General features: G+C 62.4%; 7 protein-coding genes. All 7 read left to right on the top strand.

Features of this window, described 5'->3' with window-relative positions; genetic code table 11:
* Positions 1-81 precede the first annotated feature (81 nt).
* The 7 genes from AC0L2Y_RS05285 (at position 82) to AC0L2Y_RS05315 (ending at position 11,331) form a co-directional block, all read left to right on the top strand.
* Positions 82-1,164 carry an ABC transporter permease gene (locus tag AC0L2Y_RS05285; RefSeq protein ID WP_352566490.1) on the top strand — a complete coding sequence of 361 codons (1,083 nt, stop codon included), beginning with the start codon at positions 82-84 and terminating at the stop codon, positions 1,162-1,164.
* Entirely contained in the window at positions 1,161-1,949 is a 789-nt protein-coding gene (locus AC0L2Y_RS05290) for an ATP-binding cassette domain-containing protein (protein ID WP_352665846.1), read from the top strand. The genes AC0L2Y_RS05285 and AC0L2Y_RS05290 overlap by 4 nt, the downstream gene beginning before the upstream one ends.
* A gap of 175 nt (positions 1,950-2,124) precedes the next feature.
* On the top strand, positions 2,125-4,593 hold the full coding sequence (locus AC0L2Y_RS05295; RefSeq protein ID WP_473554366.1) for a glycogen/starch/alpha-glucan phosphorylase: 2,469 nt from the start codon (positions 2,125-2,127) through the stop codon (positions 4,591-4,593).
* Between the two features lie 145 nt (positions 4,594-4,738).
* Positions 4,739-6,949 (top strand): 1,4-alpha-glucan branching protein GlgB, encoded by a 2,211-nt coding sequence (gene glgB, locus AC0L2Y_RS05300; RefSeq protein WP_473554369.1) that lies wholly within the window; start codon positions 4,739-4,741, stop codon positions 6,947-6,949.
* 35 nt (positions 6,950-6,984) lie between these two features.
* A complete protein-coding gene (glgC, locus tag AC0L2Y_RS05305; RefSeq protein WP_352566496.1) occupies positions 6,985-8,250 on the top strand; it encodes a glucose-1-phosphate adenylyltransferase in 1,266 nt (421 codons plus the stop codon).
* Between the two features lie 3 nt (positions 8,251-8,253).
* On the top strand, positions 8,254-9,699 hold the full coding sequence (gene glgA / locus AC0L2Y_RS05310; RefSeq protein WP_352566498.1) for a glycogen synthase GlgA: 1,446 nt from the start codon (positions 8,254-8,256) through the stop codon (positions 9,697-9,699).
* A gap of 3 nt (positions 9,700-9,702) precedes the next feature.
* Complete coding sequence (locus AC0L2Y_RS05315; protein WP_352566500.1) at positions 9,703-11,331, top strand: alpha-D-glucose phosphate-specific phosphoglucomutase; 1,629 nt, start codon at positions 9,703-9,705, stop codon at positions 11,329-11,331.
* Positions 11,332-11,574 lie beyond the last annotated feature (243 nt).

The following is an 11,574-nucleotide window of genomic DNA, read 5'->3' on the forward strand; positions in this document are numbered from 1 at the left end:
CCTGATCGGCTCAACTTCAAAACAACAATAGAGAATGTGGAGCGGTTTCGGCCGCTCCACATCACAGGCGGGGAGGCCGACTTGAGCGTCGAAACAACCAGGAGCAAGGGACCGCAGGAATTCGAGACGGTCCTGGCCGCCAGCGACGCCAGCGTCGCTTCATTCGAGACGCATTCCCGCTCGACATTGGAGAGCATCCAGCACCGCTTGCACAAAAGCCCCGCCATGGTGCCGCTGATCATCCTGCTCATCTCGGTGGTTCTGTTCGCAGTCGTCGTCGGTGGCCGCTTCTTTTCTCCCTTCACCCTCACCCTGATCCTCCAGCAGGTGGCGATAACAGGCATGGTCGGCATCGCGCAGACACTGGTGGTGCTCACCGCTGGCATCGACCTGTCAGTCGGCGCCATCATGGTGCTGAGCTCGGTTGTTATGGGCCAGTTTGCCATGCATTACGGTGTTCCAGCGCCGGTCGCCGTTGCCGTCGGGCTGCTTGTCGGCGCGATTTGCGGCTTGATCAACGGCATTCTCATCGCCTGGGTGAAACTGCCGCCCTTCATCGTGACGCTCGGCACCTGGTCGATCTACGCTGCCATCAACTTCATCTATTCCGGCAACGAGACCATCCGCAGCCAGGATCTCGAGGCTACGGCACCGCTGCTGCAGTTTTTCGGCGGCTCGTTCAGGATCGGCGGCGCCGTCTTCACCTATGGCGTGCTGTTGGTGCTGATCATGGGGGCAATTGCCTGGTACGTGCTCAATCACACGGCATGGGGCCGGCATGTCTACGCGGTCGGCGACGACCCGGAAGCCGCGGAATTGTCGGGGGTGCGCGTCAGCCGGATGCTGGTCACGGTCTATACGCTGACTGGCATCATTTGTGCCATCGCCGGCTGGGCCTTGATCGGACGCATCGGATCGGTCTCGCCGCAGGCCGGGCAGTTCGAGAATATCAATTCGATTACCGCCGTGGTGATTGGCGGCACATCGCTGTTCGGCGGCCGCGGTTCCATCCTCGGGACCATCTTCGGTGCGCTGATCGTCGGGGTGTTCGCGCTCGGCCTCAGGCTTTGGGGGACAGATCCCCAATGGACGCAATTGTCCGTCGGCGCCCTTATCATCATCGCTGTTGGTATCGACCAGTGGATCAGGAAGATCTCGGCATGAACCAGACTCAGGAACCGATCCTTACCGCTCGCAGCCTGGTCAAGCGCTATGGCCGCGTCACCGCTCTCGACAGCGCCGACTTCGATCTCTATCCGGGCGAAATCCTTGCTGTCATCGGCGACAACGGCGCCGGCAAGTCGTCGCTTATCAAGGCGATTTCCGGAGCCGTCACCCCCGACGAAGGCGAGATCCGGCTTGAAGGCAAGCCTATCGCCTTCAAGTCGCCGATGGAGGCCCGCGAGGCCGGCATCGAGACGGTCTATCAGAACCTGGCTCTGTCGCCGGCGCTGTCCATCGCCGACAACATGTTCCTCGGCCGCGAGATCCGCAAGCCGGGCTTTCTTGGCAGCTGGCTGCGCATGCTCGACCGTCCGGCGATGGAAAAGCGCGCCCGCGACAAGCTCACCGAGCTTGGCCTGATGACCATCCAGAACATCAGCCAGGCGGTGGAAACGCTCTCGGGCGGCCAGCGTCAAGGTGTGGCGGTGGCGCGCGCCGCCGCCTTCGGCAGCCGGGTGGTGATCATGGATGAGCCGACGGCGGCACTTGGCGTCAAGGAGAGCCGGCGCGTGCTCGAATTGATCCTCGACGTGAAGAAGCGAGGCCTGCCGATCGTGCTGATTTCACACAACATGCCGCATGTCTTCGAGGTGGCGGACCGCATCCACATTCACCGGCTCGGCCGCCGCCTCTGTGTTATCGATCCGAAGCAGTATACCATGTCCGACGCGGTCGCCTTCATGACCGGCGCCAAGGTGCCGCCGGAAGCGGCGCTGGCGGCTTGAGCAAGAAGTTGAGGCCCATCGCCCAGGGGCCCAAATTCGCTGTTTCAAAATACCAAATTGCCGCAGGGCAACCCGGCTTGCGGTCGCCTGAATCGATTGAACATTCGGTGAGATGCATTAGCATTGGCAAAGATGGTGAAAGCCGCATGATCCTGGCAACGTCACGAGAGGCAGCATGACGCGCGCGATGACAACCGAAGCTCCTCTGCCCACGCTCGAAAACCCGGATCCCAAGACGCTCGCCGAGGAAGTCTTGCAGGCCCTCAAATACAGAGTCGGCAAGGGCATCAACGTTGCAACCCAGTACGATTGGCTCACCGCCTCGATCAAGGTTGTGCGCGACCGCATTGTCGATCATTGGATGCAGGCGACCCAAGAGGCCTACGCCCAGCAGGAAAAGCGCGTCTACTACCTGTCGCTGGAATTCCTTATCGGCCGCCTGATGCGCGATGCCTTCTCCAATCTCGGCTTGATGGACAATATGCGCGAGGCGCTGTCGTCGCTTGGCGTCGACCTCGACATCATTGCAGCGCTCGAACCGGACGCTGCCCTTGGCAATGGCGGGCTTGGCCGGCTCGCCGCCTGCTTCATGGAAAGCATGGCTACCGTCAACATCCCGGCGCATGGCTACGGCATCCGCTACGCCAACGGCATGTTCCGGCAGGAGATCCATGACGGCTGGCAGGTGGAACTGCCCGAGACGTGGCTCGATCACGGCAATCCCTGGGAGTTCGAGCGCCGCGAACGTTCCTTCGAGGTCGGCTTCGGCGGCTCGGTGGAATCGATCACCTCGAAGGACGGCAGGCTCGAGCGCCATGTCTGGAAGCCGACCGAACATGTTCTGGCCGTTGCCTATGATACCCCGGTGGTTGGCTGGCGGGCCAACCGCGTCAACACGCTGCGTCTGTGGTCCGGCATGCCGGTCGACCCGATCCTGCTCGACAAGTTCAACGCCGGCGATCACATCGGCGCGCTCGCCGAAAGCAACAAGGCCGATGCCCTGTCGCGCGTCCTTTACCCCGCCGATTCCCACAAGGCCGGCCAGGAGCTGCGGCTCAGGCAGGAGTATTTCTTCTCCACCGCCTCGCTGCAGGACATCGTCCAGCGTCATCTCAGCCAGTATGGCGACCTGCAATCGCTGCCCGACAAGGCGGCGATCCATCTCAACGACACCCATCCGGCGATCGCCGTAGCCGAGCTGATGCGCCTGTTGATGGATGTCCACGGCATGGATTTCGATCAGGCCTGGAGCATCACCAAGCGCACCTTCGGCTACACCAACCACACGCTGCTTCCCGAAGCGCTGGAAAGCTGGCCCGTGCCGCTGTTCGAGCGGCTGTTGCCGCGCCACATGCAGATCGTCTACGCCATCAACGCCGAGGTGCTGCTCGAGGCGCGCGCCTCCGACCAGTTCTCGGACGAGCAGATCAGCCGCATCTCGCTGATCCAGGAAAATGGCGATCGCCGCGTGCGTATGGGCAACCTGGCCTTTGTCGGCTCGCACTCGATCAACGGCGTGTCGGCACTGCATACGGAATTGATGAAGGAGACAGTGTTTGCCGACCTCCACAGGCTCTACCCGGATCGCATCAACAACAAGACCAACGGGATCACACCGCGGCGCTGGCTGATACAGTGCAATCCCGGCCTCACGGCACTCACCCGAGAGGCGATTGGCGACGGCTTCCTCGACGACATCGACGAGATAAAGCGGCTTGATACTTTCGCCGAGGACGCCGCCTTTCGCGACAAGTTCGCTGCCGTCAAACGGGCGAACAAAACGAGGCTTGCCAATCTCGTTGCCGCCCGGCTCGGCATCAAGGTCGACCCCTCGGCGCTGTTCGACATCCAGGTCAAGCGCATCCACGAATACAAGCGTCAGCTCTTGAACATTCTAGAAGCGGTCGCGCTTTACGACCAGATTCGCTCGCATCCGGAGCGCGACTGGATGCCTCGCGTCAAATTCTTCGGCGGCAAGGCGGCGCCCAGCTACCACAACGCCAAGCTGATCATCAAACTTGCCAACGACGTCGCCCGGGTCATCAACCGCGACCCGGCGGTGCGCGGCTTGCTGAAAGTGGTATTCGTGCCGAACTACAATGTCAGCCTGGCCGAGATCATGATGCCGGCCGCCGATCTTTCGGAGCAGATATCGACCGCCGGCATGGAAGCGTCCGGCACTGGCAACATGAAGTTCGCGCTGAACGGCGCGCTGACCGTCGGCACGCTCGACGGCGCCAATGTCGAGATCAAGGAATGCGTCGGCGATGACAACATCTTCATCTTCGGCCTGACCACAGAGGAAGTCGCCGAGCGGCGCAATAATGGTTACGATCCGCGCGCCGTGATCGAGGGATCGCCTGAATTGGCGCAGGCGCTGGCCGCGGTTTCATCCGGGGTCTTTTCGCCTGACGATCCGGACCGTTATCGCGACCTGATCAACGGTCTTTACCAGAGCGACTGGTTCATGGTCGCCGCGGATTTCGATGCCTACGCCGCCACCCAGCGCGACGTCGATGCCGTCTGGCGCAACAGCCCGGACTGGTACGCCAGAGCCATCCGCAATGTCGCGCGCGTCGGCTGGTTCTCGTCCGACCGCACGATCCGCCAATATGCGAAAGACATATGGCACGTGCCCGCCTGATATGATTGCATGAGGCCACGAACAATGTGGTCCTAGTGGAGTGGATTTGACCCTCGCATCCCTTGGAGGGTCAGGCGGCATGCGAATGTCGAATTCAAAACTCACTAGAAACATACACTTGGTGCCCGGGGAGGGTCACTGTCTGATGAGCAAGCCGCGCGCGACCGTTGCGACAAGCGGGCCGGACGGACTGGCGCCAGCCGGCGATGTCGCGGCGATTGTCGCCGGCACGCACGGCGACCCGTTTGCCGTGCTTGGCGTGCATGACGCGGGGAAGGGCTTTGTCGCCCGCTGCTTCGTCCCTCATGCCGAGTTCGTCACCGCCTACACGCTGACTGGCAAGAAGGCCGGCGAGCTGTCGAGACGCGACGATCGCGGTTTCTTCGAAGGCAAACTGTCGCTGCGCAAACGTCAGCCGCTGCGCTATCATGCCAGGAACTCCGGCGGTGACTGGTGGCTGACCGATCCATATTCCTTCGGCCCCGTGCTCGGCCCGCTGGACGATTATTACATCGCCGAAGGATCGCATCTCAGGCTGTTCGACAAGCTCGGCGCCCATCTCATCGACCATGAAGGTGCATCGGGTGTGCATTTTGCGGTGTGGGCGCCCAATGCAAGGCGCGTCTCGGTGGTCGGCGACTTCAACGAGTGGGACGGCCGCAGGCATACCATGCGCGTCCGCCGCGACACCGGCATCTGGGAGCTGTTCATTCCCGACATCGGCGCTGGCCGCCCGTATAAGTATGAAATCATCGGGCCGGATGGCGTGAGATTGCCGCTCAAGGCCGATCCGTTCGCCTTCAAGTCCGAACTGCGCCCGGCCACCGCCTCGGTGACGGCGCTGCCGCCGGCGCATGAATGGGGTGACGAGGCGCACCGGAACTACTGGCGCAATGCCGACCACAGGCGCGAAGCCGTATCGATCTACGAGGTCCATGCCGGGTCATGGCGGCTTCACGACGACGGCAGCTTCCTGTCGTGGGACGAGCTCGCCGACAGGCTGATCCCTTACGTGGTCGAGACCGGTTTTACCCACATCGAATTCATGCCGATCTCCGAACACCCCTATGACCCGTCCTGGGGCTACCAGACGACGGGTCTCTATGCGCCGACTGCCCGCTTTGGCGATCCGGACGGTTTTGCCCGCTTCGTCGACGGCGCCCACCGCGCAGGCATCGGCGTCATCCTCGACTGGGTGCCGGCGCATTTCCCGGTTGACGAACACGGTCTGGCAAAGTTCGACGGTACTGCGCTCTATGAGCATGCCGATCCGCGCAAGGGCTTCCATCCCGACTGGAACACCGCGATCTATAATTTCGGGCGCCGCGAAGTGATTTCGTTCCTGGTCAACAATGCGCTGTTCTGGGCCGAGAAATATCACGTCGACGGACTGCGCGTCGATGCGGTCGCCTCGATGCTTTATCTCGATTATTCGCGCAAGGCCGGTGAATGGATTCCCAACGAGAAGGGCGGGCGCGAGAACCTCGAAGCGGTCAGCTTCCTGCAGCGTATGAACAAGGAGGTCTACGGCCATCATCCGGGCGTGATGACCATCGCCGAGGAATCGACCTCGTGGCCGAAAGTCTCGCAGCCGGTGCATGAAGGCGGACTGGGCTTCGGTTTCAAGTGGAACATGGGCTTCATGCACGACACTCTGGAGTATTTCTCCAAGGAGCCGATCTTCCGCAAGCATCACCACAACGACATCACCTTCGGCCTGGTCTACGCCTTCAGCGAGAATTTCGTGCTGCCGCTGTCCCATGACGAGGTGGTGCACGGCAAAGGCACGCTGCTCAACAAGATGGCCGGCGACGACTGGCAGAAATTCGCGACGCTGCGCGCCTATTACGCCTTCATGTGGGGTTATCCCGGCAAGAAGCTCTTGTTCATGGGCCAGGAGTTCGCACAGCGCCGCGAGTGGAGCGAGGCGCGCGCGCTCGACTGGAACCTGCTCGATTTCCGGCTTCACCGCGGCGTCTGGCAGACGGTGCGCGATCTCAACTATCTCTACCGCTCGCGCCCGGCGCTGCATGCCCGCGACTGCGAGCCGGAGGGCTTTTCCTGGCTGATTGTCGACGACAGCGCGAACTCGGTATTTGCCTGGCTGCGCAGCGCGCCGGGCGGCAACCCGGTCGCCGTCATTTCCAACTTCACGCCGGTGCCGCGTGATAATTACCGCGTGCCGTTGCCGCAGGTCGGAAAATGGCGCGAGATCATCAACACCGATGCCACGGATTATGGCGGTTCCGGCAAGGGCAATAGCGGCGGCGTCGAGGCTCAGGCGGAAGGAGGCATTTCGGCGACGATGCTTTTGCCGCCGCTGTCGACGATCATGCTCGAATTCGTCCCGGACTGAGCTATGTGTGGAGCATCTAACCTGGGAGGATAGGAATGGCTGAAATAAAGCGAACACAGCCGCTGGCACGCGACGCCATGGCTTATGTGCTGGCCGGCGGCCGTGGCAGCCGGCTCAAGGAACTGACCGACCGCCGCGCCAAGCCGGCGGTCTATTTCGGCGGCAAGACCCGCATCATCGACTTCGCGCTCTCCAATGCGCTCAATTCCGGTATCCGCCGCCTGGGCGTCGCTACCCAGTACAAGGCGCATTCGCTAATTCGCCATCTGCAGCGCGGTTGGAACTTCCTGCGGCCCGAGCGCAACGAGAGTTTCGACATCCTGCCGGCCAGCCAGCGTGTGTCGGAAACGCAGTGGTATGAGGGCACCGCCGACGCCGTGTACCAGAACATCGATATCATCGAGGCCTATGGGCCGGAATACATGGTCATCCTGGCCGGCGACCACGTCTACAAGATGGACTACGAAATGATGCTGCGCCAGCATGTCGAGGCCGGCGCCGATGTCACCGTCGGCTGTCTCGAAGTGCCGCGCATGGAAGCCACCGGCTTCGGCGTCATGCATGTCGACAACAAGGACACCATCATCTCCTTCATCGAAAAGCCCGCCGATCCGCCGGGCATTCCCGACAAACCGGATTTCGCGCTGGCCTCGATGGGCATCTATGTGTTCAAAACCAAGTTCCTGATGGAGCAATTGCGTCGAGATGCGGCAGAGCCCGGCTCGAGCCGCGACTTCGGCAAGGACATCATCCCCTACATCGTCGAGCACGGAAAGGCGATCGCGCATCGCTTCGCCAAATCCTGCGTGCGCTCGACCGCCGAGAACGAGGCCTATTGGCGCGACGTCGGCACGGTCGACGCCTATTGGGAGGCCAATATCGACCTGACCGACATCACGCCGGAACTCGACCTCTACGACCGCGACTGGCCGATCTGGACTTATGCCGAGTTGAAGCCCCCGGCAAAGTTCGTGCATGACGAGGATGGCCGCCGCGGGTCGGCCGTGTCGTCTCTCGTGTCGGGCGATTGCATCGTTTCGGGCGCCTCGCTGAAGCGAAGCCTGATCTTCACCGGCGCGCGCATCAACTCCTATTCGACGCTGGAGGAGGTCGTCATGCTGCCCGACGTCCATGTCGGCCGCAGTGCGAGGCTGAAGCGCGTGGTCATCGATCACGGCGTCAGGATCCCGGAGGGTCTGGTGGTCGGCGAGGATCCTGTCCTCGACGCCAAGCGTTTCCGCGTTTCGGAAAAAGGCATCTGCCTCGTCACGCAGGACATGATCAACAGGCTGGGATCGTAGTGCATGCAGGTTCTGTCGGTGGCGCCCGAGATCTTTCCGCTGGTCAAGACCGGCGGGCTCGCCGACGTAACCGGCGCGTTGCCCGTGGCATTGGCCGGCAAGGGCGTCACCATGCGCACGCTCGTCCCCGGCTATCCTCAGGTGATGGGAGCCTTCAGGAAAAAGAAGGCGGTTCAGCAATATCCATTGCTGCAGGGCGGCAAGGCTTCGGTGCATGCCGTCCAGATCGCCGGGCTCGACCTGTTCGTGCTTGATGCGCCGCATCTTTTCGACCGTCCCGGCGGCCCATACGGCAACGCGACGGGCGCCGACTGGCCGGACAATTGGCGCCGGTTCGCGGCCTTGAGCCAGGTAGGCGGTGATATTGCCGGCGGCGCGATCTCGGGCTACCTGCCAGATATCGTCCATGCCCATGACTGGCAGTCGGCAATGACGCTTGCCTACATGCGCTACGGCAAGGCGGTCGGCACACCGTCGATGATCACCGTCCACAACCTCGCCTTCCAGGGCCAGTTCGGCGCCGGCATCTTTGGCGAGCTTGGCCTGCCGGCGGCGGCGATGGCGCTCGACGGCGTCGAATATTATGGCGGCGTCGGCTTCCTTAAGGCCGGCCTGCAGGCCGCGTGGGCGATCACCACGGTCAGCCCGACCTATGCGCAGGAGATCCGCTTGCCTGAATTCGGCATGGGCCTCGACGGCCTGATTAATATGCGATCCGTCGATCTCCATGGCATTGTCAACGGCATCGATACCGAGATCTGGAACCCGGAAACCGACAAGCATCTGGCCTCCAACTACACCGCAAAGACGCTCAAGGCGCGAATGCCCAACAAGGCCGCGGTCGAGGACCGTTTCAGCCTCGATCGCGATGACAGCCCGATCGTCTGCGTTGTCAGCCGGCTGACCTGGCAAAAGGGCATGGACATACTGGCTGCGGCCGTTGACGGCATCGTCGCGGCGGGTGCACGGCTGGCAATCCTTGGGTCTGGCGACGCTGGGCTGGAAGGCGCATTGCTTGCCGCCGCAGCCCGCCATCGCGGTCGCATCGGCGTCGTCGTCGGCTATGACGAGGGACTCTCCCACACCATGCAGGGCGGCTGCGACGCTATTATTATCCCATCGCGCTTCGAACCTTGCGGGCTGACGCAGCTTTACGGCCTGCGCTATGGCTGCGTGCCGGTCGTCGCGCGCACCGGCGGCCTTGCCGACACGGTCATCGATGCCAACGAAGCCGCCATCTCTGCCGGCGTGGCGACCGGTTTCCAGTTTGCCCCCGCCAACGCCGGCGCCCTGCTGTACGCCGTCCGCCGCCTTGTCGAGGCGCATGCCAATCTCGCAGTGTGGACGTCGATGCAGCGGCAAGGCATGAAGGCCGACGTTTCGTGGGACAAAAGCGCCGAAAAATATGTCCAACTCTATCGCTTGCTGCTTTCGAAAAGGGCTGCCTGACTGATGATCCGCACTATCGCCACCAAACCCTATCCCGACCAGAAGCCCGGCACCTCCGGGCTGCGCAAGAAAGTCCCGGTGTTCCAGCAGGAGCACTATGCCGAGAACTTCATCCAGTCGATCTTCGATGCCCTGGACGGGTTCGAGGGCAAAACCCTGGTGATCGGCGGCGACGGCCGCTTCTATAACCGCGAGGTCATCCAGAAGGCCATCGCCATGGCCGCGGCGAACGGCTTCGGCAAGGTGATGGTCGGGCAGGGCGGCATCCTGTCGACGCCGGCCGCTTCGCATGTCATCCGCAAATACAAGACCTTCGGCGGCATCATCCTGTCGGCCAGCCACAATCCGGGTGGCCCGCATGAGGATTTCGGTATCAAGTACAATGCCGGCAATGGCGGCCCGGCGCCGGAAAAGCTGACCGACGCGATCTTCGAAAAAACCAAGGCGATTTCGAGCTTCAAGATCGCCGATATCGGGCCGGTCGACATCGACACGATCGGCACGGTCAAGGCGGCTGACATGACCGTCGAAATCATCGATCCGGTCGCCGACTATGCCGAACTGATGGAAAGCCTGTTCGATTTCGATGCCTTGCGGGCGCTGTTCAAATCAGGCTTCCGCATGCGCTTCGACGCCATGCATGCTGTGACCGGCCCCTACGCCAAGGAGATCCTCGAAAACCGCCTCGGCGCGCCCAACGGCACCGCCCGCAATTTCATTCCGCTGCCGGATTTCGGCGGCCACCATCCAGATCCCAATCTGGTGCATGCAAAACACCTCTATGACGAGATGATGGGGCCGGATGCGCCAGACTTTGGCGCTGCCTCGGATGGCGACGGCGACCGCAACCTGATCATCGGCAAGGGCATTTTCATCACCCCGTCGGATTCGCTGGCGATGCTCGCCGCCAACGCCCATCTGGCGCCAGGCTACAAGGCCGGGCTGAAAGGCATCGCCCGTTCGATGCCGACCAGCGGTGCTGCCGACCGTGTCGCCGAAAAGCTCGGCATCGGCATCTATGAAACGCCAACCGGCTGGAAGTTTTTCGGCAATCTGCTCGATGCAGGCATGGCGACGATCTGCGGCGAGGAAAGTGCCGGGACCGGCTCCAACCATGTCCGCGAAAAGGACGGCCTGTGGGCCGTGCTTTTATGGCTCAACATTCTTGCCGTTCGCGGCGAAAGCGCCAAGCAGATCGTTACCCAGCATTGGGCGGCCTATGGCCGTAACTACTATTCGCGCCATGATTACGAGGAGGTCGAGACCGACCGTGCCAACGCCCTTGTCGACGAGCTGCGCGCCAAGCTCGGCTCGCTGCCTGGCACCAGCGTGCGCGGCATGACGATCGCCAGCGCCGATGATTTCGCCTATCACGATCCGGTCGACGGCTCGGTCAGCAAGAACCAGGGCATCAGGGTATTGTTCGAAGGCGGCTCACGCGTCGTCTTTCGCCTGTCCGGCACCGGCACCTCGGGCGCGACGCTACGTCTTTATGTCGAGCGCTACGAGCCGGACAAGAGCCGCCACGATCTCGACACCCAGGAGGCGCTTGCCGATTTGATCGCGGCGGCCGACGACATTGCCGGGATTCGCAGCCATACCGGCCGCGCCAAGCCGAGCGTGATTACGTGAGCCTGGAGCGGCGCGCCTTTCCTTCTCCCCTTGTGGGGTCCGAAGGACGGGGCGAGACCCGTGGCTCGCCCCCGGGTGGTGGATCGGCGCGTAGCGCCGAGACGGATGAGGGGTGTTGGACGGATCGCCGTGGGTGCCAAGCTGGAGCACCCCTCATCCGTCGCCTTCGGCGACACCTTCTCCCACAAGGGGAGAAGGGGGAGCTAACCTGGCAACGCCTCAAACTGTCTACGACCTGCTGCT

Source organism: Mesorhizobium sp. WSM4830, from assembly GCF_055811495.1.

Excerpts from the sequence above, each read along its gene's own strand:
- AC0L2Y_RS05315 (WP_352566500.1), top strand. The coding sequence starts at position 9,703 with ATGATCCGCACTATCGCCACCAAACCCTATCCCGACCAGAAGCCCGGC.
- AC0L2Y_RS05290 (WP_352665846.1), top strand. The coding sequence starts at position 1,161 with ATGAACCAGACTCAGGAACCGATCCTTACCGCTCGCAGCCTGGTCAAG.
- glgA (WP_352566498.1), top strand. The coding sequence starts at position 8,254 with ATGCAGGTTCTGTCGGTGGCGCCCGAGATCTTTCCGCTGGTCAAGACC.
- glgC (WP_352566496.1), top strand. The coding sequence starts at position 6,985 with ATGGCTGAAATAAAGCGAACACAGCCGCTGGCACGCGACGCCATGGCT.
- glgB (WP_473554369.1), top strand. The coding sequence starts at position 4,739 with ATGAGCAAGCCGCGCGCGACCGTTGCGACAAGCGGGCCGGACGGACTG.
- AC0L2Y_RS05295 (WP_473554366.1), top strand. The coding sequence starts at position 2,125 with ATGACGCGCGCGATGACAACCGAAGCTCCTCTGCCCACGCTCGAAAAC.